Genomic DNA, 25,862 nt, shown 5'->3' with positions numbered 1-25,862 from the left:
GGCTGTACTACTTTGCGTTTGGTCATGGTTTTCCTTTGGAGGTGGCAGTCTCCTGCCTAATGACCGTTTACACAAAATTATTTACACCCTCGCGGTTTCCACCTATTTTTCCGATTCACCTGATGGGTGAAGCCAATATTTACGGCAACCAATGGTTTTTGCGAGTTGGGCGACAAGCCACCCATCCCTGCGAACCCCGTTGCCTCTGTGAACTCTGTGTTCTCTGTGGCTAACTGATTTTTTCAGGTTCAAACTTCGCACAGTCCCACGGTGGTAGCTATTCCGTCCTGATCCACGCTTTCCATCCGCACGTTGTAGCCCCACAGGCGCGCTATGTGGCGCAGCATTTCCGGGGTGGTGTCGCCGAGCGGGCGGCGATCGTGCATGTAGTGGCGCAAGGTCAGGGCGCGGTCACCGTAGGCGTCGACGTTGTAGACCTGGATGTTGGGTTCACGGTTGCCGAGGTTGTATTGTTCGGCCAGGCGCTGGCGCACCGCGCGATAGCCGGCGTCGTCATGGATGGCGCTGATTTCGAGCTTGTCTTCGCTGTCGTCGTCGCACACGGCGAATAGTTTGAAGTCGCGGATGAGTTTGGGCGACAGGTACTGGGCGATGAAGCTTTCGTCCTTGAAGTTGCGCATGGCGAAATCAAGCGACTGCTTCCAGTCGCTACCGGCCAGTTCCGGGAACCAGTGGCGGTCTTCGTCGGTGGGGTGTTCGCATATGCGGCGAATGTCCTGAAACATCGAAAACCCCAGAGCGTAAGGGTTGATGCCACTGTAGGCGCGGCTGTGAAACGGCGGCTGGTAAACCACATTGGTGTGGCTTTGCAGGAATTCCATCATGAAGCCATCGGTGAGCTTTCCCGCGTCGTACAGGTGATTTAACAGGGTGTAGTGCCAGAACGTAGCCCAGCCTTCGTTCATCACCTGGGTCTGGCGTTGGGGGTAGAAATACTGGGCGATCTTCCTGACGATCCGGACGATTTCGCGCTGCCATGGTTCGAGACGCGGGGCGTTTTTTTCGATGAAGTACAGCAGATTTTCTTGCGGCTCGGCAGGAAAGCGGCTGGTCTTGCGCCGTTCACCTTCGGGCCTCCGGGTGGGCAGGGTGCGCCACAGGTCGTTGACCTGGGACTGCAGGTAGGTTTCGCGCTCGATCAGGCGCGCCTGTTCCTTGGCCATGGAGAGCCGGGTCGGGCGCTTGTAACGGTCTACACCATAGTTCATCAGGGCGTGGCACGAGTCGAGCATGTCTTCGACGGCTTCTTCGCCGTGGCGCTGCTCGCATTCGGCGATAAAATTGCGCGCGAATACCAGGTAGTCGAGGATGCCCTCGGCGTCGGTCCAGGTGCGGAACAGGTAATTGCCCTTGAAAAACGAATTGTGGCCATAGGCGGCATGCGCGATCACCAGCGCCTGCATGGTCATGGTGTTTTCTTCCATCAGGTAGGCGATGCACGGGCTGGAATTGATGACGATTTCGTAGGCCAGCCCCATCTGGCCGCGCTGGTAGCTTTTTTGCGTGGACAAAAAGCCTTTGCCGTAGGACCAGTGGTGATAGCCGACCGGCATGCCGACCGAGGCGTAGGCGTCGATCATCTGTTCGGAGGTGATGACCTCGATCTGGCGCGGGTAGGTGTCCAGTCCGTAGTGCGCGGCGGCCAGGCCGATCTCACGGTCGTAGGTGTCGAGCAGTTCGAAGGTCCATTCGGAACCTTCGGACAAAGGCCGGCGTTCGGCGACGGGCTTTGTATCGGTCATCTCAGGCCACCTTTTTCCTGAACAGTTCACGAAATACCGGGTAGATGTCTTCCAGTGTGAGGATACGCTGCATGGCAAAGCGGCGGCTGGCTGCACTGACCTGAGCGTATTCACGCCACAGGCTTTGCGGCTGTTCGGTTTCGATTTCGACGTAAGCGAAATACTGCGCCAGGGGCAGAATGTCCTGCACCAGCAGTTCCCGGCAGCGCGGCGAATCGTTTTCCCAGTTGTCGCCATCCGACGCCTGCGCGGCGTAGATGTTCCAGTTGGCTGTAGGATAACGCTCGCGGATGATGTCGCGCATCAGCACCAGCGCGCTCGATACCACTGTGCCGCCGGATTCCCGCGAAGAAAAGAAATCCTCCTCATCGACCTCTTTGGCCGTCGTGTGGTGGCGAATGAACACCAGATCGATGCGCTCGTAGCTTTTGGTAAGGAACAGGTAGAGCAGCATGAAAAAGCGCTTGGCGATATTTTTGCGGTTTTCGTCCATTGAGCCGGATACATCCATCAGGCAGAACATCGCGGCCTGACTGCTCGGCGTGGGTTTGTCTACCCGGTTGGCATAGCGCAAGTCCCAGGTATCGATGAAAGGCACGGCGGCAATGCGTGCCTTGAGACTGACTATTTCCTCACGCAGGGCGTCGGCTTCAGGGCTGGCGTCGCGGCCTTGATCCAGCAGTTGCTGCAACGCTTCTTCGGCTTCGCGCAGAGCTTCGCGCGGGCTGGATGACATCGCCATACGCCTGCCGATGGCCTGTTTCATGGAGCGCACCACGTGCAGACTGGACGGGTTGCCCTGACTGACGAAACCGGCGCGTGTGCGTTTCACCTCGGGCACGGCGGCGAGCTGTTTCTTTACCATGTCCGGCAGCGCCAGATCCTGGAAGAAATAGTCCATGAATTCTTCACGCGACAGTTCGAACACAAAATCGTCCATGCCTTCGGCGTCTTCCGAGGCGCTGCCGCCGCCCCCACCTCCGCCGCCGCTGGGGGGGCGATCTGCCTTGTCGCCGCGCACGAACTCACGGTTGCCGGGATGGACGATGTTGCGGCGGCCGCCCGGGCCGTGATGGAATGCCGGCTCGGACATGCCTTTGGCAGGTATGGAAATCTTCTCCCCGCGCGCCAGATCAGCCACCTTGCGGCTGGAAACCGCCTGCTTCACAGCTTCGCGTATCTGCACCTTGAAACGGCGCAGAAAGCGCTGGCGGTTGACGGCGCTGCGGTTTTTGCCGGACAGGCGGCGATCGACGAGCTGGCTCATGGCAACAATTCCATCATGAGGTTTTACGGGCGCGCAGATACCATTCGGCCAGCAAGCGCACCTGCTTGTCAGTGTAACCTTTGGTCACCATGCGCTGGACGAAGTCGTGATGCTTTTTCTGCTCTTCGCTGGACGCCTTGGCGTTGAAGGAAATCACCGGCAGCAGGTCTTCGGTGCTGGAGAACATGCGTTTCTCGATCACCACGCGCAGCTTTTCATAGCTGGTCCAGGCCGGGTTCTTGCCGTGATTCTGGGCGCGCGCACGCAGTACGAAGTTGACCACCTCATGGCGGAAGTCCTTCGGATTGGCGATGCTGGCAGCCTTCTCGATTTTTTCCAGCTCCGCGTTGAGCTGGCCGCGGTCAAGGCTTTCGCCGGTGTCCGGGTCGCGGTATTCCTGATCCTGGATCCACATGTCGGCGTAGGTCACGTAACGGTCGAAGATATTCTGACCATATTCCGAATAGGACTCGAGATAGGCCGTCTGCAATTCCTTCTCGATGTACTCGGCGTAATGCGGCGACAAAAATTCTTTCAGGTAGGCGACGTAACGTTGTTCCACTTCGGGTGCAAATTGCTCCTGCTCGATCTGCTGTTCCAGTATGTAGAGCAGATGTACCGGGTTGGCAGCGACCTCGGTGTGGTCGAAGTTGAACACGCGCGACAGAATCTTGAACGCGAAGCGCGTGGAAATTCCGGTCATGCCCTCGTCCACCCCGGCAAAATCGCGGTATTCCTGATAGCTCTTGGCCTTGGGGTCGGTGTCCTTGAGGTTGTCGCCATCATAGATGCGCATCTTGGAATAGATGCTGGAGTTTTCCGGCTCTTTCAGCCGCGTGAGCACCGAAAACCGCGCCAGCATTTCCAGCGTGCCGGGGGCGCACGGCGCTTCCGACAACGAGCTGTGCTGCATCAGCTTCTCGTAAATTTTTACCTCCTCGGACACGCGCAGGCAATACGGCACCTTAACGATATAGATACGGTCGAGAAACGCTTCGTTGTTCTTGTTGTTGCGGAACGTCGTCCACTCCGACTCGTTGCTGTGCGCCAGTATCACGCCGTCGAACGGGATCGCGCCGAAGCCCTCGGTGCCCTTGTAGTTGCCTTCCTGCGTGGCAGTCAGCAGCGGGTGCAGCACCTTGATCGGCGCCTTGAACATCTCGACGAATTCCATCAACCCCTGGTTGGACAGACATAGTCCACCGGAAAAGCTGTAGGCATCGACGTCATCCTGCGAATATTTTTCCAGCTTACGGATATCGACCTTACCCACCAGCGAGGAAATATCCTGATTATTTTCGTCGCCCGGTTCGGTCTTGGAAATCCCCATTTGCCCCAGTACCGAAGGCCAGCGCTTGACCACGCGGAATTTTGTGATGTCCCCGTTGTATTCGTGCAGGCGCTTGACCGCCCACGGCGACAGCACCTTGCCCAGATAGCGGCGTGCAATACCGTATTCCTGCTCCAGAATATCGCCATCCTCGTCCGCAGCAAACAGCGACAGCGGCGAATCGTTCACCGGCGAACCCTTGATGGCGTAGAACGGTGCTTTTTCCATCAGGTGTTTGAGTTTTTCCGCCAGTGACGATTTACCCCCGCCCACCGGCCCCAGCAGATACAGAATCTGCTTGCGTTCTTCCAGCCCCTGCGCGGCGTGGCGGAAATAGGACACGATCTGCTCTATCGTTTCCTCCATGCCATAGAAATCCTTGAATGCCGGATAGACCTTGATGACCTTGTTGGAAAAAATGCGCGACATGCGCGGGTTCTGGCGGGTATCGAGCAGTTCCGCCTCGCCGATGGCCGCCAGCATGCGTTCCGCAGCACTGGCGTAGGCGGACGGATCCTGTTTGCATATATCCAGGAATTCCTCCAGCGAGTATTCCTCTTCCTCGCGGCGGTAACGTTCGATGTACTGATTGAATAAACCCATAACGAACTCCTAATTGATGAACAATCGGGTACTGCACTGACTCGAGCAAGGCGCATGCCAAATCAATAACGTCAGATATTGGACTGGATTGAGGGCAATTGGTGCCATTGCATGACACTTGCATGAACCCAGTATAGACATTGCGCACTGATAAGGTGCGCGGCGTAAGGAAAGGGCAAAACTTGATTCAAGCGGGTGCATGCGTGGCGATCGTGCTGCAATCCAGTGCAGGCACTACTCGGCAAGCTCGCCAATTACGCTGATTTTTCGGCAGAAGGCTGACTGCTGTTGCGCGCGCAGCGCGTCAAAATATGCCTGAATTGGACTGGACAAAACACCACGCTGAGCGGGGCGTTTTGAGTATTCGGAATTTGTTATGGAACGTAGCCGGAAGGTCGGTCCGGTTTCGGCCAACACCAGTCGTTCGGTGGATACTGCGTCGGTTCCTGGCCATATCTGATGATTGATAGTGCTCTATCCCGTTCGAACTACGATCGACCCACATGAAGAAGCTTGGACTTCTCCGAGAATGGTAGATCCAACATCTTCAAATCAATTCGGGTCGGATAGTGAGAGTGCTGAGGGGTATTATTGCTCCAACGCAGAGCTGCGTACCCACCGATCAACCTATGTCCGACCCAACGTTGATCAATTACATCTGACGACGGTGTATTGCACAACAGCGCAGAGCCCATGAACTTCACCCACTGTCGCGAAGTGAGAAGGTGCGGGAAGTACGCGTGAAATGAGCGACCTGAGAAGTAAACCTGCATGCCTTCCGCATAGTAATCAGGAAAAACTTCCATAATGGCAAGCAGTTGTCCCTTTCTCATTCCGTGGAAATCTAACATTGGAATGTGCCTGCGAAGGCCGTTCACCTGAACTCGCGACTCAATCGCGAGTTCCTGATATGGCTGGAGACCCTTTAACTGACTAAGCAGCCATTTGGGGGTCACCTCGCAAATTGGCACCGCAAAAGACACTCTCTCGTCTCGCCGTTCTCTTCGGCGATAACTGTATTTACTAAAATTTAGAACAATGTTCTCTCCGGCTCGGGCTCGCAACTCTCCTAGGAACCCTAGTGGATGAAGGTTATGGTTAATGTCTGTGGCCATAAAGAACCTGTCCGCTCACTAGTCTATAAGTGTCTAATGCGTAGTGATCAGTCATCCCAGCTATCAAATCTAATATTAGATGTAAGCGGTGGAACATTTCTGGGAATTTGTTTTTATCGTCTTTCACAGTCTCGATGTAGACGCTTAGGTGTTTCCTCGAAAGAAGTGACAGCAGACCCAGTTCCTCCGTGTAATTGGCGGCTACTTTACTTACGTCTCCCACATAAAAGGATTCGCGTTTAACGTATGTCTCAGCAAGAATTCTGAAGTCCCTTTCTTTCATTTCGAAGAGACGAATAAAGTGATCTAGCAAACCGGGGATCACAGCAAATCCAGTCACTTCATTCGCCAAGACAAGGCGGGAAGAATAAACCCTTTCGCGTGAAACCTTTTTCTGTCTGTCCAGATCTGCATAGGCCTCAAGCAATGGAGGCGTGGCGCAATGTTTGCTATTTTGAAGACGATCAATAAAACTCTCAGCAGCTTTTTGAACAATGCGATTGGTAAAGTCAGTTCTAGCTCGGGTTATATCTCCATTATCCACCGAGAATTTGTTCTTGTTGAAAGCTTGACTTAGATCCATTTCAGTCAAAAGACCCTTCTCGGATGCGTCCTCTAAGTCGCTGACGCAGTAAGCCACATCATCCGCTGCTTCCATCAGTAGTGAGCAAGGGTGCCGCGACTCATCATCCAAGCCAAGCTTGGCCCAAATTTCTTTCTTTATTGCGGCCTCTGACTCAAAGAATCCGCACTTTTCGGGTTTCTTCGGGTTGAATTTTGGGTACTTGATTGCTGTAGCGAGTTGCGTGGCAGTCAGATTTAAACCATAAGGGTCGTTGAGGTTTCGTTGAAGGCGCGTGAGTATCCTAAAGCCCTGCATGTTTCCATCGAAGTGGAGAAAGTCCCTTTTGCTTCGCGGCACACTAGTCGCGGTTTTGAACCAAGTTTTTTCTTTGTTGCTGTTAAACCAACTTCGAATTGCTTTCTCTCCGAAATGCCCAAATGGAGGGTTCCCGAGATCATGGACGAGGCACGCTGTTTCAACAAACGTGCAAATTGCATTCCGATGCTCCTCGTCTAAGCTACGCCACTGCTTGACGTTAAGTTCTGTTAACGAGTTGTTCTTCAGGAGCTTGAAAACCATCTCTACGATGTAGATTCCAACGTGCGCGACTTCCAATGAGTGCGTCATCCTGTTTCTGACCTCGGCCGATTCAAGGGCGAATACTTGGGTCTTATGGGCAAGACGACGGAATGACGAAGAAAAGATCACGCGAGCTCGGTCGCTTTGGGCTTGGTCTAGGATGTTGCGCTCTTTTGCACCTGTGGCTTCACTATCACGTCTGCGCCATGAACTAATGTAGTTAGGGACTGATAGTGAAGGTTTACTTGATGCACTTCTTTTTTTTTGTCATGGCTATTATCCCCTTTTAATATACCGATATTCGATCGTGACGTTTGCTGGAATTTAACTAACCCGACCAGTAAGGCATAGATTACAAACTTCGAGGTCTTGATAAGGTGCATCTCACTCACATCTCTTCACCATTCTTCCCTATCGTGAAGCTTATCCCGAAGTGAACAGCATTGGCGACAGACCAAGGTTTCTAGCATTTTCTGAAGGTTTACAGGGTCGTTAGCAGCCCTAGCCCCTTCGTTTCAAAACTAAATTCTCATAACAATAGTTGCTGCCCAACCCCGAGCTTCCCACACTAAATTCCGAAAACATTTTACCCCCGCAACGCGCGTAAAAACTCGTTGCGCGTCTGGTGGCTGGTGTCAAAACAGCCGGTAAACGCCTGTGTCACCACGCGCTCGTCGCCGCGCCGGTCTTCGCCCAGCAACAGGCAAAGCTGTTCGGCTTCGATGATGCACGCTGCGCCCAGCGCTTTGCCGTGGGTCATCAGCGCCTCGGCGATGTCGCGCGTCATCCATTCCTGGTAGGTGAAGCGGTGGCCGATGGCATCGACCAGCCTTGCGATGCGGCCGAAGCCATGCAGGCGTCCGCCGGGGATATAGGCCACGTGCGCGACGCCGCGGAACGGCACGAGGTGGTGCGGGCAGACGCCGTGGATGGCGATGCCGCGCACCACTACCATGTCCTGGCGGCTGTCTTCGAAGCCTTCGCCCAGCGCTTCAGCGGGGTCAATCGCATAGCCGCCGAGCAGGCGTTTTTGCCATAGCTCGCGTACGCGTTGTGCGGTTTTTCCGGTGTGGGTGCTGTCCGGGTTGACCCCGCACGCGCGTAGCAAATCGGTGATGGCCTGCTCGAACGCAGCCGGGTTGAATTCGCCCTGACGCGGAATGCCGATGCTGCCTGGAATGGGGTGCCCGGCGGGATCGTGATCGCAACTGTGGTTGTCCATGTCTTTGTCCTTGTTAGCCACTTGAGAAGCAAAGTCTATGGCGGTGTCTCGCGGTTTGCTGTTTTACAGCGACGCATGGCGATGAGATTAAATCCAGCGCCGCACTCGGGCGCAGTAATCGTTATAGGATGCGCCGAATTTGGCGCGCAGGTGAACCTCTTCGTGGGCAATTACTCCGTAGCGCATGATGACCCATACCAGCGGCGCGAACACCAGCGGCCAAAAACTGCCGATGAGCAGCATCACGCCCAGGTAAATCACCACGTCGGCCAGATAAATCGGATTGCGCGAGAATGCGAAAGGGCCGCTGGTCACCAGCTCGGATGCGCCCTTGTAGGGGTTTACCGTGGTGTGATGGCGCCAGATGGTGAACGCTGCCCACAGCATCAGTGCGCCGCCCAGTCCTACACCGGCCCAGCCCAGTATATGCAACAGCGGGGTAACGCCAAAACCCAGCGGGAAGCGATGTTCCAGCCACCATGACGCGATCAGCCCCACTGCATAAACCAGCGGCGGAGGTGCCAGAGTGCGCGGACGCTGAATGGGATCGGTCATGGTGTCAGGCTTTCAGCATATTGATGTGGGAAATCAGCTGGCGCCACATTGACGCAGTGTGGCGGCAGACTTGATGGTTTTGGGCTACGTCCGTGCAGTCTTCATGCTCGCAATCATGAGCGGTGCGGCGGCATTACAGACCGTGTGGGCGCAGATTTCGCCGCTATTTTGCGCACGTTACTGCGCATTGGATGCATCATATCGACCGATATGTATCTGTCAAGGCGCGCAACTGGCGGTCATGCAGGCGCGCGAAACCCAGCTGTCCAAGGATGCTGCCCAGCAATGCGAAGGCCATATCCTTTTGCGTATCCCAAATATCGCCCTGGGTGGCGAGAAAAGCCACCGCATCGCTGCCGCTGGCTTCGGCCACGCCCCATTCGATCAGCTCATAGGTCGCGCTGATGGCGAGGCACACGCACACCACCAGAAAGAACAGCATCTTGCCGCGTTGCAAGGGCGTGCGCCGCAGCAGGATTTCCCGTGTCACCAGCGCCGGTACCAGGCCCTGCGCAAAATGTCCGACGCGGTCATAGTGATTGCGCGCGAGGTCAAAGGTGTCGCGCAGCCAGTTGAACAGCGGCACCTCAGCATAGGTGTAATGCCCGCCCACCATCAGAATCGCGCAGTGCAACGCAATCAGCACATAGACCAGAGGCGTGAGCGGAAAAGCCTTGCGCGTGGCTATCAGCAGCGGCAGTGCGATCAGCACCGGTATGACTTCCAGCAGCCAGGTGAAATAATCGTGCGGATGAATTCCCGACCATGCCAGTATGCCCAGCGTGGCGAACAGCAGTCCGGCCTGCAACGGTGTCACGGCGGTATTCATGGCAGGAACAAGCCCAGCAGGTCGTTGAGAAAACGCCGCCCGGTCTGGGTTGGCACGATGCGCACATGGTCGCGAACAATCAACCCGCGCCGCTCAGCCTCGTCCAGCGCGGTTTGCGCGGCGGTAATCGGCAGTCCGGTGCGCTCGGTGAACAGCGCCGTGTCAAAGCCATCGGTGAGGCGCAGCGCATTCATCATGAATTCAAACGGCAGATCGGCACGCGCGACCGCTTGTTCGCTCTGTATCGGATTGCCCGCCAGTGCGTGTTCCATATATTCGCGCGGATGTTTGTGGCGCATCTGGCGAACGATGCGGTCGTGGAACGACAGTTTGCCGTGCGCCCCGGCGCCGATGCCGAGATAGTCGCCAAACCGCCAGTAATTCAGGTTGTGGCGGCACTGGTGCTGCGGCCGGGCGAAGGCAGAGGTTTCGTAGTGCAGATAGCCGGCACTCGCCAGGGTGGTTTCCACCATCATCTGCATGTCGGCGGATAAATCATCGTCCGGCAACGGCGGCGGCGCGGCGTGAAACGGCGTGTTCGGCTCCAGCGTGAGGTGGTAGCACGACAGGTGCGGCGGTGCATAGCCCAGTGCCGTCTCCACATCGCGCTTGGCCTGTTGCAGGGTTTGCCCGGGCAGCGCATACATCAAGTCGAGGTTGAAATTCTCGAACGTGGAGGCGGCAATCTCCACCGCGCGATGCGCTTCCCGGTCGTCATGGATGCGTCCCAGCGCGCGCAAGTGGCCCGGGTCAAAACTCTGCACGCCGAGCGATAGCCGGTTCACCCCTGCTGCCTTGAAACCCGCGAATTTCTCCGCCTCCACCGTACCGGGGTTGGCTTCCAAAGTGATCTCGGCAAAGTGATCGAGCCGGGTCAGCGTGCGTACCATGCTGAGAATGGCGTCGATCGCCTCGGCTGAAAACAGGCTGGGCGTGCCGCCACCGAAAAAGATGGAATGGATACCGCGCCCCCAGATCAGCGGCAGTGCCGATTCCAGGTCGCGCGTGAGCGCTTCGATATAGCGCGCCTCCGGCAACGCATCGCGCAGCGTATGCGAATTGAAGTCGCAATACGGGCATTTTTTGATGCACCATGGAATGTGGATATACAGTGCCAGCGGCGGTAATGCAGTGAGGCGGAATTCTAACGGGAGGGCAGTCATGGGCGGGATTGTACCGCCGATGCGCAACGAGGCCATGAGTGTTAGGCGTAAACTTTGCGCATTAATCGTGGAATCAATGCGTTGCAGTATTTATTCCCGGTTTGTTAAAGTCAGTCAAAGTTTTGCCGATAACCGATTATGCTAAAAAAAATCAATATACGGGATGCGCGTCTGGGGATGTTCATTCACGAAATCTGCGGCAGCTGGATGGATCATCCGTTCTGGAAGAAATCATTCCCGCTTTCCGAAGATGCGGATTTCAATACGCTCAAGCAGTGTGGCGTCAAGGAAGTATGGATCGATATCAGCAAGGGACTGGATGTAGAAGCGATTGTCCCGACGGTTACCACCGAAACCGAAAAAGCGCGCGTCGATAATACATTCCAGCTGCTGGCCAAGAGTACAAAAGAAAAAGCACCGCTGAGAGCATCCTTGCAGGATGAACTGGTGCGCGCCAGGAAGGTGCACACCAAGGCGGCACAGGCCGTCACCTCCATGTTTGGCGAGGCGCGCATGGGAAATGCCATCAAGCTGGAAGAGGTGGGAGCGCTGGTGGAGGAAATCAACCAGTCGATTGCGCGTAACTCCGATGCATTGTTAAGCCTCGCACGCCTGAAAAATGCTGACAATTACACTTATTTGCACTCGGTTGCAGTATGCGCCCTGATGATTGCTCTGGGTCGCCAGATGGGTCTGGAAGACGCAGTTCTGAAAGAAGTGGGGATGGCGGGTTTGTTGCACGATGTGGGCAAGATGGCTATTCCTGGCGAGATATTGAACAAGCCCGGTCGTTTGACGGACGAAGAGTTTCTGATCGTCAAAGCGCACCCGAAACAGGGCTGGGAGATGCTCAAAAGTTGTCCTAATGTGAACGATATAGCACTGGACGTGTGTTTACATCATCACGAGACCGTGGTTGGAACAGGCTACCCAGATGGGCTTTCCGGTGAGGCATTGAGTCTGTATGCGCGTATGGGCGCAGTGTGCGATGTCTATGACGCGATTACGTCGGAGCGCTGTTACAAGGTGGGCTGGGCACCCGGGGAGGCGATCCGCAAAATGACCGAATGGAAAGATGGCCGTTTTGACGAGGCTGTTTTCCGCGCATTCGTCAAAACAGTGGGCATCTATCCGGCGGGTACTCTGGTCAAACTCAAGTCCGGGCGTCTGGGTGTGGTGTTGGAGCAGTCTGAAAAAAGCTTGCTTGCGCCGGTGATCAAGGTGTTCTTCTCAACCCGTTCGAATGCGCATATCAAACCGGAATTGATCGATTTGTCCAGATCGCCGGAGATTATCGCCAATCTGGAAGACTCGGGGAAATGGGGCTTTGATCTGGATGAACTGACCGGTTTAAAGGTGTGATGGTTGGCGGATTGCCCGCATCATTGACCGGAACGTAGTTTGTCCACCAGTTGCAGCAGCGCCTTCCCGCGGTGACTGATCGTGTTTTTTTCATCAGGTGCCAATTCGGCACCTGTCTTGCCTAATGCGGGCACCAAAAAGTAAGGGTCATAACCGAAGCCACCATCGCCGCGCGGCGTGTCGATGATTTCGCCGTGCCAGCTGCCTTCGGCTATGAGCGGTTGCGGATCATCCGCGTGACGCAGATAGACAATCACGCAGTAATAATGAGCCTGCCGGTTGCTTTGTCCAGCGAGCGCGGCAATCAGTTTTTCATTATTGCGCTGGTCGGATTTGGGTTCGCCGGCGTAGCGTGCAGAATACACGCCAGGTGCGCCCCCAAGGGCATCCACGCAGATGCCGGAATCGTCGGCCAGCGCCGGGAGACCGGTGAGATGCGCGGCATGGCGCGCCTTGGCGATGCAGTTTTCAACAAAGGTGACATAGGGTTCTTCCGCTTCAGGCACGTTGTAGGCGGATTGCGGCACGGCTTCAAACCCCAGCGGGGCGAGAATGCGGCTGATTTCGCGCAGCTTGCCGGGATTGTTGCTGGCGATGATGAGTTTTTGCATGCTAGAAAAAATCTCCAGTATTTGATTTATTTTTTTTATATCCTATATTGAGTCTAGCTGCTGTACTTGGTTCAGTTCTTTTCCCTCGTTTAACATCTTTGTCATATAAATTTTCCATCATGTTTTTTCGGAGCCTCATTTTACGTTTTGACCACGTCAGGTAAAGGAGTAGCTGGTTATGAGGATTATGAAAGGCTATTTGTTTGGTGTATGGACGCTCGCAGCAACATCGATTTCCCTGACAGCGATGGCTGCGCCGCTGGGCCTGCCACCTGTCCCCATTCCTGCGGACAATCCGCAGAGTCCGGAGAAAATCAAGCTGGGTGGTAAATTATTCCACGATAAGCGGTTCAGTTCTACCGGGCAGGTGAGTTGCGCCACCTGCCACGATGCCAAAAAAACTTTTACCGACAGTCCGCTGCGAGTTTCGCAGGGCATCAACAAGCTCAAGGGCACACGCAACGCCCCGACCGTGGTTAACGCAGCTTATTTTCATAAGCTGTTCTGGGATGGGCGAGAACCAAGCCTGGAAGAGCAATCCAAGGATCCCATGGTGAATCCGGTAGAAATGGGACTTCCTAACCACCAGCCAGTACTTAAGCTCATCCGAACCGATCCGGAATACGTGAAGGCGTTTAAAGCGGTATTCGACAAGAGCGGAGATCAGCTGACGATGGAGGAGGTGAAAAAAGCCATCGCCAGTTTCGAACGCACTATCGTTGCAGGGGATTCGCCCTTCGACCACTACTATTTCGGCGGCGACAAGAAAGCCATGACTCCTGCGCAGATCCGTGGCTTCCAGGTATTTATGGGCCAGGGTCGTTGCGTTTCCTGCCATACCGTGGAACAAGATCAGGCGCTGTTCACCGATAACCGTTTTCACAATATCGGCATAGGCATTAACCAGATGCAGAAAGATGTGGCGCGCCTGGCGGACACATTCCTGAAAGCCAAGACGCAAGGCGGAAACGTGGACAAAGCCGTGCTGAGCGACCCGAAAACTTCGAATCTGGGGCGTTTTGCGGTGACGGATGCATTGGACGACATGGGTTCGTTCAAAACTTCGACGTTGCGCAATATCGCCATGACCGCGCCGTATATGCATGACGGCAGCCTGAAGACCCTGAAGGAAGTGGTCGTCCACTACAACAACGGTGGGGTGACCAAGAAGGGCGATCGGGTCAATGATTTCCTGAGCGGAGGCATCCGGCCGTTGAATTTGAGCGAACGGCAGATATCGGATTTAGTCGCTTTTATGGGAGCGCTGACCAGTCCGGAATACGCAAAATCAGTCAAAACGGCTAAAAAATAGGGGGACAAGCATGAGCAAATCAATCAATCGTCGGGATTTTCTGAAAGGTGCCGGCGTACTGGCGGTGGCAGGCGCGCTACCTGTCAGCATGGTAGAACTGGCGTTTGCCGACAGCGCGCAAAACTTCAGCTTTGCGTATATTTCCGATGCGCATCTTCAGCAAATCAAGGGTGCGAAGTTCGTAAATAACTGGGATCGCGGCCTGATCCGCGCCGTGGCGGAAGCCAATCTGCTCACGCCCAAGCCGGATTTCATCGTATTTGGCGGGGATCTTGCCCAGCTAGGCAAAAAAGCGGAGCTCGACCATGGCGCGGAAATCCTCTCCGCGCTGCGCAGTAACAAGGTTTATCACGTGATGGGCGAGCACGATTATTACCTGGATCTCGGGCAATACTGGGAGAAATTGTTCGGGCCGCAGTTCTATAGCTTTGATCACAAAGGTGTGCATTTCGTGGTGCTGAACAGCATCCTTACTTATGACGACTGGACTTACAAGCGCTGGCCCACTGCCGAACAGCGCATGCTGGAAATGGCTGATCTGGACAACCCGAACGGATCGCCTTTCATGGTCGGCGACAAGCAGCGCGACTGGCTGAAGACAGATTTGGAGAAAATAAACAAAGCCACGCCCATCGTCGTGATTTCACACTCGCCGCTGCAAAAAATCTACAAGAACTGGAACTTCTGGACGGACGATGCCGAACAGGTACAGGCGCTGCTGCGGCCGTTCAACAAGGTGACCGTGCTGTATGGGCATGTGCATCAGATCCAGTACAACCAGATCGGCAACATCAGCTTCAACTCCGTCATGTCGACCGCCTGGCCCTGGCCTTACCCTTCCACTTATGCGCAAGCAGAACAATATCTACCCAAGCTCACGGTGCCGATGAACCGCGCCGATCCGTTCTTCGAGCGGGATGCAACGGGATGGCAATTCATTAACCTGTCGAACGGCAACGTGGATATGCATTATGACTTGTTCAGCAATACCAACCGTACCGTTGCCTTCAATACCAAAACCGGCGAACCGGAAGATACCGTATTCCAGTCGCCGGACAAGCATATTCCACCGCAAACTCAATATTAAGGCCGGAGGGAGTGAGATCATGCATTTCGAACAACTGAAATTTGCTGCCTTGTGGATTATGGCGACGAGCCTGGCAGGCGTATTGTCTGCGCCGGCGCAGGCGGATGAATTCACCCAGGCGGATTTAAATCGCTGGCAGGAACAATACGCGAAAGTGGTCAAGGATGGCCGTGAACTCTGGACCAGTTCCAAGCTGGGCAGCAACGGCGTGGCCTGCGTACAGTGCCATCCCAATGCCGCTGATACCCACCCGGAAACCTATCCGAAATTCCAGAAACAGCTCGGCAAGGTAGCGCCAATCTGGGAAATGATTAACTGGTGTATCCAGAATCCCCTGGAAGGCAAAGCGCTCGCTGCCGATGACTACAAAATGATCGCACTGCAGGCCTACATTACCGAGGAACGGCGAGGAGTGAAGCTGGCGCCGGGCAAGCATTAGCCCTGGTCAAATTCCCAGGGCGGTTTTTTGTGCAACGGTGAGTTGCTGAATGCCTTGACTGGCAAGGTCGAGCAGCGCGTCCATTTCGGTGCGGCTGAATGTTGCGCCTTCGGCAGTGCCTTGCACCTCGACGAAGCTGCCGCGCCCGGTCATCACCACGTTCATGTCGGTATCGCAGTCGGAATCTTCCAGGTAATCGAGATCAAGTACCGGGACACCCTGGTAAATGCCGACCGAAATGGCCGCAACAAAATCGCGGATCGGCGACTCGGTGAGCAGGCCGCGTTCCAGCAACGTGCCAATGGCATCGTGCACGGCAACGAAAGCGCCGGTGATGGAAGCGGTGCGCGTGCCGCCGTCGGCCTGGATAACATCGCAGTCTATGTGCAGGGTGCGTTCGCCCAGTTTATCCAGGTCCACCGCTGCGCGTAGCGAGCGTCCGATCAGGCGCTGGATTTCCTGGGTGCGCCCGGATTGTTTGCCGCGCGCAGCCTCGCGGTCCATGCGGCTACCGGTCGAACGCGGCAGCATGCCGTATTCGGCGGTCAGCCAGCCTTGATTCTTGCCCTTGAGAAAGGCCGGGACTTTTTCCACGATGCTGGCGGTGCAGATCACCATGGTATCGCCGCATTCGACCAGGACGGAGCCTTCTGCGTGCTTGGTGTAGTGGCGGGTAAATTGAATATTGCGTAATTGATCGGGGCGGCGCTGGCTCGGACGGCTGGAGTTCATGCGATTATTTTCCTGAGTATTTCTTGATGGCGTCCTGGATTTCGGCAATGGCGCGTTCCACCTCTTCTTCTGCCAGATCAGTAGGTATTGCGGGTAAATCGTCCATTTTAGTGGTGAAGGTATTGATGGGCATGGTCAAAGTGGACACCGACTGGCTGCCGGCTTCGCCCATCGTGCCCCAGGTCATGGCAACTGCCGACAGGTTGTCACCGGCATGGCCGGCGCGCAGTTCCGCATGATCCATCAAAAATTCGATCGCACGTGCGAGCGGGAAAGCGCGCAGCGTGGCGGCGATCTGCTCTTCGGTGAGCGCGCCCCACAGGCCATCGGTGCAGAGCAGAATCGTGTCGTGTTCGGACAGCGGTATCGGGCGCGAAACTTCCACCTCGGGCGACATGAGGCCACCCAGGCAGTTATAGATTTTGTTGCGGTCGGGGTGGTTTTTCATCTCTTCCTGAGTGATGAAGCCGTCATCGCATAATTGCTGCACGGTGGAGTGATCGCGAGTGCGCGTCACCAGGCCGTTGTCACCATAAAGATAGAGCCGCGAATCGCCTACATGCGCCCACCACGCGCTGTCATCCTGCAGCACACAAGCTACACAGGTGGTATGCGGTATTTCGTTTAGATTGTGGGTGCGCGCGTGGTCGTTGATGGCCAGGTGTGCGCGTTCCAGTGCGCCATGCAGGAAGGTGGCGGGGTCGCTGAGCTTGGGCCGTGCATGGCGCTGGAAAGTGGCGGCCAAGGTCTGAACCGTAATCTGGGCGGCCAGTTCGCCGTGCGAATGACCACCCATGCCATCGGCGACAACCATCAGCAGAGCGTCGCGGCTGTAAGAATAGGCAACTCTGTCCTGATTGTAGTCGCGGCCACCCTGGCGGCTCGCCTGATAGATGGAAAAACGCATATTGGAATGTTGTCCCTTATTACCTGGATCAAAAAATTTCGCGGTTAAGTGTCTTGCGCAGGCTGGCCATTATTTTGCGCTTTTTGCTGAGCGGCGGGGGCGTTTCCATCAGGGCTTTTTGCAACGCGAAAACGCTCTGCGGCCGCTCCATGTAGTTCAGATGCAAGCAACTATCTACAATTCCCAGCAGGCTTTCCGAGTATTCGCTTGACCAGGTCGAGCGTGCGGAGGCCAGTTTGTCACTGATCAGACGCGCATCGGCTGCCTGCGGGGCAAAGCCCGCCAGGCATGAATACAGACTGGCGCCCACGCTGTAAATGTCTGTCCATGGCCCCAGCATGGTCTGATCAGTGTACTGTTCCGGTGCGGCAAAGCCTGGTGTATACATTGGCGCAAGCAGGGGCTGATCGAGGGTCAGGGTCTGGCGCGCGGCACCGAAGTCAATCAGTACCGGCGATCCATCCATGCGGATATAAATGTTGGAGGGTTTGATGTCCAGATGCAGCAGTTTTTGCGTATGCACTTCGCGCAGGCCGTTGAGCAACTCGGCAAACACGCGCCGGATAAAGCCTTCGCGAACTTCTCCGCGATGCGCGCGGATGTGATCCTGCAGGGTTTTGCCGCGTTCGTAGCGCATCACCATGTATACGGTGTCATTGGCGCGGAAGAAATTTTCCACTCGCACCACGTTGGGATGCAGAATGCGTGCCAGTGAGCGGCCTTCCTCAAAAAAGCATTTCATGCCATAGCGGAAGGCGTTGGCATTTTCCTGGGTGAGGGGTTCAACCTGGTCATTTTCACCGCGTTTGACCAGACTGCCGGGCAGGTATTCCTTGATGGCTACGGGTTGGTCATTGCTGTCGTAGGCCAGGTAAACCAGACTGAAACCACCGCCGCCGATTTTGCGCACGATGCGGTAGTCCATCAGCAGATAGCCATTGGGCAAAGCGTAGTTGGGTTGAGCAGCCATGAATCAGCGATGTACCATGCGGGTTTGTTATGAAGTTGGCGCATCCCGCCGAAGTTTTGAACCGAATTGTGTCTGATTAACGGTAATAAAGTAAAGGAAGTTTAGTGGGTACTGCAAATGATATCTAGCATGACGGGTTACGCGGCAGCGTCGATGCACTATGCCGGGCTGCATATGAGCCTGGATCTGCGCTCGGTGAATTCACGCTATCTGGAAATTCATTTTCGCTGCGGCGATGAATTCCGGGCCATCGAACCGCAGCTGCGCGAACGTATCGCGCAGCACGTTCAGCGCGGCAAGCTGGAATGCCGTGTGCTGCTGGGCAGCTGTGCCGGCGCAGAGCGCGAGATACGGCTGAATCTGGCATTGCTGGAACGCCTGAACGCCTTGGGCGAGGTGGTGACCGGGTATATGCCGGACGCGCAGCAAATGAGCGTGGCTGAAGTGCTGCGCTGGCCAGGCATGCTGGATGACCCCGCCGCCAGTCAGGATCTGACGCAGCCCTGCCTGCAGCTGCTCGATACTGTGCTGGCGGAATTTGTTGCCAGCCGCCAGCGCGAAGGTGTCAAGCTGAGTGCCCACCTGCTGGAGCGTGCAACGCAGATGGAGGCGCATATCGGTCGAGTCGCCCCGCGCCTGCCGGAGCTGGTGCGGGCTTATCAGGATAAGCTGGTGCAGCGTTTTGCCGATGCGCTGGGCAGCGCCGACGATGAACGCATTCGTCAGGAAATCGCGTTGTTTGCGCAGAAAATAGACGTGGACGAAGAGCTGTCGCGCCTGGGTATGCACCTTCGCGAGATGCGGCGCATTCTCGACGCGGGCGGCGCGGCTGGCAAGCGCCTGGATTTCCTCATGCAGGAGCTGAACCGCGAGGCCAATACCCTGGGTTCCAAGTCAGTGAGTGTGGAAACCACCCAGGTGGCCATGGATCTCAAGGTGCTGATCGAGCAGATGCGCGAACAGGTACAAAATCTGGAATAAGGAGCCGTAATGATCCCGGGAAATCTGTTTATTGTCGCCGCCCCTTCCGGGGCAGGCAAAACCAGTCTGGTGCGCGAGTTGCTGGCGCGCGATGGGCGAGTGCGCCTGTCCATCTCGTATACCACGCGCGCTGCGCGTCCGGGCGAAGTCGATGGTCGCGACTATCATTTCGTCAGCAAGGAAGAGTTCCTCGCCATGCTCGAGGCGGGGGAGTTTCTGGAAAGCGCCGAGGTATACGGAAATCATTACGGCACTTCGCAAGGCTGGATACGTGAAGCGATCGCTGCGGGCGACGATATTCTGCTGGAGATAGACTGGCAGGGCGCAGCCCAGGTGCGGCGGCTATTCCCCGAGGCGATAGGCGTATTCATCGTGCCGCCGTCACTCGATGCGTTGCGGCATCGCCTGACCGGGCGCGGCCAGGACAGCGCAGAGGTAATCGAGCGCCGTATGGCAGCCGCGCGAGAGGATATCAGCCATGTCAGCGAGTTTGACTATGTTATTATCAATGATGATTTTGCCGAGGCGGTGGCGGATCTGTGTGCGATATTTCGCACCCGGCGTTTGCTGATTGCCCGGCAACTGGCGCGGCACGCGTCCCTGTTTCACCAATTCAACCCTTAGAGGATCACATCATGGCGCGTATTACCGTTGACGATTGCATCAACACCATCACCAACCGTTTTGAATTGACGCTGGTCGCCACCATACGTGCGCGTCAGTTAGCCAATGGCCATACGCCACTGGTTGAAGCCGGGCGCGACAAACCCAGCGTGGTGGCTTTGAAGGAAATCGCTGCTGGTAAAGTCGGCAGAGAAATCCTCAATCGCGGGCGCGCCTGATCACGTTAACCCATGCCAGAACTCGAGGAAATCGGCGCGGAACTGGCCTACCTCAAGCCTGAGGACATCCGCCAGGTCACTGCCGCATTCGAGTACAGCCGCGCCGCGCACAGCGGACAATTTCGCAAGAGCGGCGAGGCATATATCCATCACCCGGTCGCGGTAACCGGAATTCTGGCAAAGTGGCACCTCGACCCGCAGGCCCTGATGGCCGCGTTATTGCATGATGTCGTCGAGGATACGCCCACCACCAAGGACGAAATCGGCGAACGCTTCGGTAAATCCGTGGCGGAGCTGGTGGATGGTGTCTCCAAGCTGGATAAAATGGAGTTCCAGACCGAGGAGCACGCGCAAGCGGAAAACTTCCGCAAAATGCTGCTCGCCATGGCGCGCGACGTGCGCGTCATCCTCATCAAGCTGGCTGACCGCCTGCACAACATGCGCACGCTGGAGTCGATGGCGGTTGAAAAACGCCGCCGTATTGCCCAGGAAACGCTCGATATCTACGCTCCGATTGCCAATCGGCTCGGGCTCAACAGCATCTACCAGGAACTGGAAGACCTGTGCTTTCAAAACCTCCATCCTAACCGTTACCGTGTGCTGGACAAGGCGGTCAGGGCCGCGCGCGGTAATCGCAAGGAGGTGGTGGAGAAAGTGCGCGAAGCGATTCAGGGCAAGCTTGCTGGCGCCAATATCCATGCCCTGGTCAGCGGGCGCGAGAAACATCTGTATAGCATTTACAAGAAAATGCAGGAAAAATCCCTGGCGTTTTCCGAGGTGTTCGATATCTACGGTTTTCGGGTACTGGTGGATGACATTCCCTCCTGTTATTTAGCGTTGGGCTGCATGCACGGGTTATACAAACCCATTCCCGGAAAATTCAAGGATTACATCGCCATTCCCAAGGCCAATGGCTACCAGTCGCTGCATACCACGTTATTCGGTCCGTTCGGCACCCCCCTGGAAATCCAGATTCGCACCCATGAAATGCATAAGCTGGCCGAGGCGGGTGTGGCGTCGCACTGGCTGTACAAAAGCAATGACAGCAACGTCAATGATGTGCAGCAAAAAACCCATCAGTGGTTGCAATCGTTGCTGGAGATTCAGGAAGGCGGCGGCGATTCAGCCGAGTTCCTTGAGCACATCAAGGTGGACCTGTTTCCAGACGAAGTCTACGTATTCACGCCCAATGGCAAGATACTCTCGCTGCCGCGCGGCGCCACCGCAGTGGATTTTGCCTATGCGGTGCACACGGATGTCGGTAATCATTGTTCGGCAGTCAAGGTGAACGGCGAACTGATGCCGCTGCGTGTCCAATTGCGCAACGGCGACCAGGTGGAGATATTGACTTCACCCAATGCGTGGCCCAATCCTGCCTGGGTCAATTTTGTTGTTTCAGGCAAGGCGCGTGCACATATCCGCCATTACTTGCGCACCATGCACGCGGAAGAATCCGCCCAGCTGGGGGAGCGCCTGCTCGATCAGGCGCTGCGTGCGCTGGGTGCTGATCCGAGCAAAAACCAGGCAAGCAGATGGGAGCGTTTGCACAAGGAAACCGGCAAGGAACGCGTGGAAGTTCTCACCGACATTGGTCTGGGAAAACGGCTCAATGTGGTGGTGGCGCGCCAGCTGCTTGCACAGGAGATGGGCCAGCCATTGCAACGCCCGCATGGTGCCATCGCCATTCGCGGCTCCGAAGGGGTGGCGGTTCAGTTGGCCAAATGCTGTCACCCGATTCCGGGCGACCCGATCATCGGCTTCATCAAATCCGATCAGGGGCTGATCATCCATACTCACGATTGCCCCTCCATCAAACACTATCGAGACGATCCGGACAAATGGCTGGATGTGGAGTGGGAACCGGGGCTGACCAAGATGTTCGACGTGAACATCAAGCTTATCGTCCTCAATCAGCGTGGCGTGCTAGCCAAGCTGGCGGCGGTCATCGCGGATGAAGGCTCCAACATCGATAATGTGGCGATGGAAGAGGAAGACGGCAGCCAGTACACCACCATCTATTTCACTTTGCAGGTGGAACAGCGTATGCACCTGGCGCGTATCATGCGCAGTTTGCGGGTTCTGCCCGAAGTGGTGCGCATCATGAGAGTAAAAAACCGCAAGGACGGGCGCATGCAAACGCAGTAATTTGGCGCACGGCAAACCCATAACATTCAAACCCGACAGGAACGCACATGAGCAAACACATCATCCGTACCGACGCTGCACCGGCCGCGATTGGTACTTACTCGCAGGCGGTGAAAGTGGGCAATACCGTTTATCTGTCCGGCCAGATCGGGCTCGACCCGGCTACCATGCAGATGGCTGAAGGCACGGAGGCGCAGGTTCATCGTGTATTCCAGAATCTCAAGGCGGTGGCCGAAGCTGCAGGCGGCAGTCTGGCTGATGTGGTCAAGCTCAATGTGTTTCTGACCGATCTGAGCCACTTTGCCAAGGTCAACCAGATCATGGCGGAGTATTTCAGCGAGCCCTACCCGGCGCGTGCTGCAGTGGGCGTGGCAGCGCTGCCACGCGACGCCGATGTCGAGGCCGACGGGGTAATGGTGCTGGACTGATTGGCTGCATCCTCCAAACCGGCAGGTCGCGCCAAACCCATGGCGGCAGCCAGCGCGCTGCCCGCGTCGTTCGCCAAGCTGGGATTGCATGACCCGGCAGATTTGATCCTGCATCTGCCGTTGCGCTACGAAGATGAGACCAGGCTTACCACGATTGCCGAGGCATTGCCGGGTCGTGCTATCCAGGTGCAGGGCGTGGTGACCCATTGCGAGACCCAATACAAACCGCGTCGTGCGCTGATTGCGCGTATTCGCGACGACAGCGGCGCCGAACTTAACCTGCGCTTCATCAATTTTTACGGTAGCCAGGTGAAGCAGTTTTCAGAGGGTAATTTGATCCGCGCATTGGGGGAAGTACGCGGCGGTTTTTTTGGGCTGGAGATGGTGCATCCCCGTTACCGCGCAGTCAGTCCGGAAGTACCGTTGCCGAACAGTCTCACTCCGGTTTACCCGACGACTGCCGGGGTGGCGCAAACGCTGCTCCGCAAACATATCGGTGCAGCGCTGGCGCAGTCGGATTTGACTGACACGTTGCCGGATAGCCTGCGCAGTCGTTTTGATTTGCCGGATTTCGCCGGCAGTGTGCACACCCTGCATAATCCACCCCCCGATATCCCGTCTATTCAACTCGAATACCGAACCCATCCGGCGTGGCGGCGCATCAAGTTCGACGAACTGCTGGCGCAGCAATTGTCGCTGCGCCTGGCGCGCAATGCCCGGCGTGCGCAGAACGCGCCCAAATTGGCGGAAGCGGTGGCGCTGGTGGAACAGCTGCAGAATGCCTTGCCGTTTCGGCTTACCGCTGCCCAATTGCGCGTATGGACGGAAATTCGCACCGATCTGGCCGCCTGTCACCCGATGCAGCGCCTGCTGCAAGGCGATGTGGGCAGCGGCAAGACGGTGGTTGCAGCGCTTGCCGCTGCGCAAGCCATCGGACATGGGTATCAGGCTGTATTCATGGCGCCGACAGAAATTCTGGCCGAGCAGCATTATCACAAGCTCAGGCAGTGGTTTGCACCCCTTGGTATCGAGGTGGCGTGGCTGGCAGGCAGCTTGTCCAAAAAAGACAAGCAGGCCGCAGCGGCGCGGCTGGTATCGGGCGAGGCGCAACTTGCAGCGGGAACGCACGCGCTGTTTCAGGAGCAGGTGGAGTTTGCCAATCTCGGGCTCGCCATCATCGATGAGCAGCACCGTTTCGGCGTTGCCCAACGTCTGGCGTTGCGCCAGAAGGGGCGCCAGCCCCATCAACTGATGATGAGTGCCACGCCGATCCCGCGCACGTTGTCCATGAGTTATTACGCCGATCTCGACGTGTCGGTGATTGACGAGCTGCCGCCGGGACGCAGCCCGGTGGTAACCAAGCTGCTTGCCGAGAGTCGGCGCGAGCAAGTGATTGAGCTGGTGCGCGAACGCTGCGGTGCGGGCGAGCAAGTCTACTGGGTGTGCCCGTTGATCGAAGAATCCGAGAAGTTGCAGTTGCAGACCGCGCTGGATACGCACGCCGTGCTTGCGACTGCGCTACCCGAACTCAACATCGGCCTGGTGCACGGACGCATGAACGGGCGCGACAAGGCAAAGGTCATGGCCGATTTCAAATGCGGCGCTCTGCATTTGCTGGTCGCGACGACGGTAATCGAGGTCGGAGTGGACGTGCCGCGCGCGTCGCTGATGGTGATTGAGCACGCCGAACGCATGGGGCTGGCGCAACTGCACCAGCTACGCGGCCGGGTTGGACGCGGTAGCACGCAAAGCGCATGTATCCTGCTTTATCAGCAACCCTTGTCGGAAACTGCACGCGCACGACTCAAGGTCATTTTCGAAAATACAGATGGTTTTGTCATTGCGCGCGAAGACTTGCGCCTGCGCGGGCCGGGCGAATTTCTTGGCGCGCGTCAGTCAGGGGCACCGATGCTGCGCTTTGCCGATATCGAAGCGGATGCCGACATACTCGAACAAGCCCGCGTCGCCGCCGAATGGCTGCTGGTTCATGATAGGCAGGCGGCGCAGCATCATGTCTCGCGCTGGCTGGGCGGACGCCAGGATTATATTAAAACCTGACCTGGTATTAATATACCAGGGATATTTTTGGCTAAATGTCGTTAATCCTGCATACGGCGCAATCATAAGCTCCGCCAATAAAACAGGAGATTGCAGATGAATATGCGACTATGGCAGGGATTGATATTGCTGGGTATGCTGGTTGCGCAACCAGTCCGGGCGGTGGAAACGCTGTTTCTGGGGATACAGGACTACAATCGCAGCCCCATCATCGTGGCGGAAGAATTCCATGGGCTGACCAGCTACCTCTCCCGGGTACTGAAACGCCCGGTCAAAGTCGAGACGGTGCGCGATTCCGACAAATATCTGGCGGAAGCCAAGCAAAAAAAATTCGCCTTCATGTTCGCGCCGCCCTCGATGATCATGCAAGCCAACAAGCTCGCGGGTTATGAGCCGGTCGCCAAGATTCCGGGGCAGATCTCTGCCGGTTTCATGGCGCTGTCGTCCAGCGGCATTGCCTTTCCGGAAGACATGAAAGGCAAGCGTATCGGTTTTACCGACGAAGACTCCATGGTCACTCAGTTGGCCCTGGCGGATTTGCGCAGCAAACATATTGATCCGGCCAAATACTTCAAGAGCGTGGCTTATTACCATGACGTCGATGGTATTGCGACCGCCTTCAAGTACAAGCTGATCGACGTTGGCGTAGCCAATACCGGAGTGTTGACCTTGTGGAACAATAACGGCATGGATCTTAACCTGATCATGCAGAGCAAGGGCGTGCCGCATCTCACTTTCGCCGTGCGCGGAGACCTGCCTGACGAAATCAAACAGGCGGTTGCGCAGGCGCTGACAGGTGCTGACAAGGACAAGGAGGCACAAAGTTATTTCCGGAACACAGGGTTTTCCAGTTTTGAAATCGCCAGCCTGGCTGATTACAAGGACATGCTGAAGCTGTTGAACATCCGCTGAATTGCGCTGGAACGCGCCAGGCAATAGTGCAGCGTTGTTTACTCGTTGTTCACAGTTTCCAGGGTTCAATCGGGTGTATGCAGCG

General features: G+C 56.2%; 25 protein-coding genes. 12 read left to right on the top strand and 13 right to left on the bottom strand.

Features of this window, described 5'->3' with window-relative positions; genetic code table 11:
- Nucleotides 1–233 (top strand): hypothetical protein (locus EI185_RS18255; RefSeq protein ID WP_223247891.1); only part of this gene is annotated, 233 nt, incomplete at its 5' end.
- Between the two features lie 15 nt (nucleotides 234–248).
- Here the strand turns inward: EI185_RS18255 and EI185_RS15870 are convergent.
- The 9 genes from EI185_RS15870 to hemW all read right to left on the bottom strand — a co-directional run bounded on the left by EI185_RS15870 (nucleotide 249) and on the right by hemW (nucleotide 10,991).
- Complete coding sequence (locus EI185_RS15870; RefSeq protein WP_124706126.1) at nucleotides 249–1,763, bottom strand: SpoVR family protein; 1,515 nt, start codon at nucleotides 1,761–1,763, stop codon at nucleotides 249–251.
- Nucleotide 1,764: 1 nt separating this feature from the next.
- Nucleotides 1,765–3,030 (bottom strand): YeaH/YhbH family protein, encoded by a 1,266-nt coding sequence (locus EI185_RS15865; RefSeq protein ID WP_124706125.1) that lies wholly within the window; start codon nucleotides 3,028–3,030, stop codon nucleotides 1,765–1,767.
- 13 nt (nucleotides 3,031–3,043) lie between these two features.
- Nucleotides 3,044–4,963, bottom strand: a complete 1,920-nt coding sequence (locus EI185_RS15860; RefSeq protein WP_124706124.1) for a PrkA family serine protein kinase — start codon at nucleotides 4,961–4,963, stop codon at nucleotides 3,044–3,046.
- A 488-nt stretch (nucleotides 4,964–5,451) separates the two neighbouring features.
- A complete protein-coding gene (locus EI185_RS18490; RefSeq protein ID WP_442267874.1) occupies nucleotides 5,452–6,078 on the bottom strand; it encodes a primase 1D-like protein in 627 nt (208 codons plus the stop codon).
- Nucleotides 6,062–7,384, bottom strand: coding sequence for a dGTP triphosphohydrolase (gene dgt, locus EI185_RS15855; protein ID WP_223247892.1), 1,323 nt, complete (start codon nucleotides 7,382–7,384; stop codon nucleotides 6,062–6,064). Before dgt ends, EI185_RS18490 begins: the two co-directional genes overlap by 17 nt.
- Before the next feature lie 424 nt (nucleotides 7,385–7,808).
- Nucleotides 7,809–8,444, bottom strand: coding sequence for a GTP cyclohydrolase I FolE (folE, locus tag EI185_RS15850; RefSeq protein WP_124706122.1), 636 nt, complete (start codon nucleotides 8,442–8,444; stop codon nucleotides 7,809–7,811).
- Between the two features lie 87 nt (nucleotides 8,445–8,531).
- A complete protein-coding gene (locus EI185_RS15845) occupies nucleotides 8,532–8,999 on the bottom strand; it encodes a methyltransferase family protein (RefSeq protein WP_124706121.1) in 468 nt (155 codons plus the stop codon).
- Between the two features lie 196 nt (nucleotides 9,000–9,195).
- On the bottom strand, nucleotides 9,196–9,828 hold the full coding sequence (locus tag EI185_RS15840) for a DUF2238 domain-containing protein (protein WP_124706120.1): 633 nt from the start codon (nucleotides 9,826–9,828) through the stop codon (nucleotides 9,196–9,198).
- Entirely contained in the window at nucleotides 9,825–10,991 is a 1,167-nt protein-coding gene (hemW, locus tag EI185_RS15835; RefSeq protein WP_223247890.1) for a radical SAM family heme chaperone HemW, read from the bottom strand. Before hemW ends, EI185_RS15840 begins: the two co-directional genes overlap by 4 nt.
- 138 nt (nucleotides 10,992–11,129) lie before the next feature.
- Here hemW and EI185_RS15830 point away from each other — a divergent pair, with 138 nt between their 5' ends.
- Entirely contained in the window at nucleotides 11,130–12,353 is a 1,224-nt protein-coding gene (locus tag EI185_RS15830) for a cyclic di-GMP phosphodiesterase (protein WP_124706118.1), read from the top strand.
- Between the two features lie 20 nt (nucleotides 12,354–12,373).
- On the opposite strand, the gene rdgB is transcribed toward EI185_RS15830, so the two are convergent.
- Nucleotides 12,374–12,964 carry an RdgB/HAM1 family non-canonical purine NTP pyrophosphatase gene (gene rdgB / locus EI185_RS15825; protein ID WP_124706117.1) on the bottom strand — a complete coding sequence of 197 codons (591 nt, stop codon included), beginning with the start codon at nucleotides 12,962–12,964 and terminating at the stop codon, nucleotides 12,374–12,376.
- 178 nt (nucleotides 12,965–13,142) lie between these two features.
- Here rdgB and EI185_RS15820 point away from each other — a divergent pair, with 178 nt between their 5' ends.
- Genes EI185_RS15820 through EI185_RS15810 form a run of 3 tightly spaced genes read left to right on the top strand, consistent with a single transcriptional unit; the run spans nucleotide 13,143 to nucleotide 15,802 of the window.
- Entirely contained in the window at nucleotides 13,143–14,276 is a 1,134-nt protein-coding gene (locus EI185_RS15820) for a cytochrome-c peroxidase (RefSeq protein WP_124706116.1), read from the top strand.
- 10 nt (nucleotides 14,277–14,286) lie between these two features.
- A complete protein-coding gene (locus EI185_RS15815) occupies nucleotides 14,287–15,363 on the top strand; it encodes a metallophosphoesterase (RefSeq protein WP_124706115.1) in 1,077 nt (358 codons plus the stop codon).
- Between the two features lie 19 nt (nucleotides 15,364–15,382).
- Nucleotides 15,383–15,802 (top strand): hypothetical protein, encoded by a 420-nt coding sequence (locus tag EI185_RS15810; protein ID WP_223247889.1) that lies wholly within the window; start codon nucleotides 15,383–15,385, stop codon nucleotides 15,800–15,802.
- 6 nt (nucleotides 15,803–15,808) lie between these two features.
- Here the strand turns inward: EI185_RS15810 and rph are convergent, their stop codons facing one another.
- The 3 genes from rph to EI185_RS15795 are packed head-to-tail and all read right to left on the bottom strand — an operon-like array spanning nucleotide 15,809 to nucleotide 18,411.
- The gene (rph, locus tag EI185_RS15805) at nucleotides 15,809–16,534 is read right to left on the bottom strand and encodes a ribonuclease PH (protein ID WP_124706114.1); all 726 of its coding nucleotides are present in this window, start codon (nucleotides 16,532–16,534) and stop codon (nucleotides 15,809–15,811) included.
- 4 nt (nucleotides 16,535–16,538) lie between these two features.
- Nucleotides 16,539–17,441 carry a PP2C family protein-serine/threonine phosphatase gene (locus EI185_RS15800; protein WP_124706113.1) on the bottom strand — a complete coding sequence of 301 codons (903 nt, stop codon included), beginning with the start codon at nucleotides 17,439–17,441 and terminating at the stop codon, nucleotides 16,539–16,541.
- A gap of 28 nt (nucleotides 17,442–17,469) precedes the next feature.
- The gene (locus tag EI185_RS15795; RefSeq protein ID WP_124706112.1) at nucleotides 17,470–18,411 is read right to left on the bottom strand and encodes a serine/threonine protein kinase; all 942 of its coding nucleotides are present in this window, start codon (nucleotides 18,409–18,411) and stop codon (nucleotides 17,470–17,472) included.
- A 129-nt stretch (nucleotides 18,412–18,540) separates the two neighbouring features.
- On the opposite strand from EI185_RS15795, the gene EI185_RS15790 reads away from it, so the two are divergent.
- From EI185_RS15790 to EI185_RS15760, 7 genes are all read left to right on the top strand, one after another.
- Nucleotides 18,541–19,392 (top strand): YicC/YloC family endoribonuclease, encoded by an 852-nt coding sequence (locus EI185_RS15790; protein WP_262982406.1) that lies wholly within the window; start codon nucleotides 18,541–18,543, stop codon nucleotides 19,390–19,392.
- A 9-nt stretch (nucleotides 19,393–19,401) separates the two neighbouring features.
- On the top strand, nucleotides 19,402–20,016 hold the full coding sequence (gene gmk / locus EI185_RS15785) for a guanylate kinase (protein ID WP_189836434.1): 615 nt from the start codon (nucleotides 19,402–19,404) through the stop codon (nucleotides 20,014–20,016).
- A gap of 11 nt (nucleotides 20,017–20,027) precedes the next feature.
- Entirely contained in the window at nucleotides 20,028–20,234 is a 207-nt protein-coding gene (rpoZ, locus tag EI185_RS15780; RefSeq protein WP_124706110.1) for a DNA-directed RNA polymerase subunit omega, read from the top strand.
- Between the two features lie 12 nt (nucleotides 20,235–20,246).
- The gene (locus tag EI185_RS15775; RefSeq protein ID WP_124706109.1) at nucleotides 20,247–22,379 is read left to right on the top strand and encodes a RelA/SpoT family protein; all 2,133 of its coding nucleotides are present in this window, start codon (nucleotides 20,247–20,249) and stop codon (nucleotides 22,377–22,379) included.
- Between the two features lie 47 nt (nucleotides 22,380–22,426).
- Nucleotides 22,427–22,807 carry a deaminase RidA gene (ridA, locus tag EI185_RS15770; protein ID WP_124706108.1) on the top strand — a complete coding sequence of 127 codons (381 nt, stop codon included), beginning with the start codon at nucleotides 22,427–22,429 and terminating at the stop codon, nucleotides 22,805–22,807.
- 39 nt (nucleotides 22,808–22,846) lie between these two features.
- Complete coding sequence (gene recG, locus EI185_RS15765) at nucleotides 22,847–24,865, top strand: ATP-dependent DNA helicase RecG (protein WP_124706133.1); 2,019 nt, start codon at nucleotides 22,847–22,849, stop codon at nucleotides 24,863–24,865.
- Between the two features lie 96 nt (nucleotides 24,866–24,961).
- Complete coding sequence (locus EI185_RS15760; RefSeq protein ID WP_124706107.1) at nucleotides 24,962–25,777, top strand: phosphate/phosphite/phosphonate ABC transporter substrate-binding protein; 816 nt, start codon at nucleotides 24,962–24,964, stop codon at nucleotides 25,775–25,777.
- Nucleotides 25,778–25,862: the final 85 nt, after the last annotated feature.

This window comes from Sulfuriferula multivorans, assembly GCF_003851125.1.
In the GTDB taxonomy this organism is placed as follows: Bacteria; Pseudomonadota; Gammaproteobacteria; order Burkholderiales; family Sulfuriferulaceae; genus Sulfuriferula; species Sulfuriferula multivorans.
This window is presented reverse-complemented; position numbering and strand designations above follow the sequence as displayed.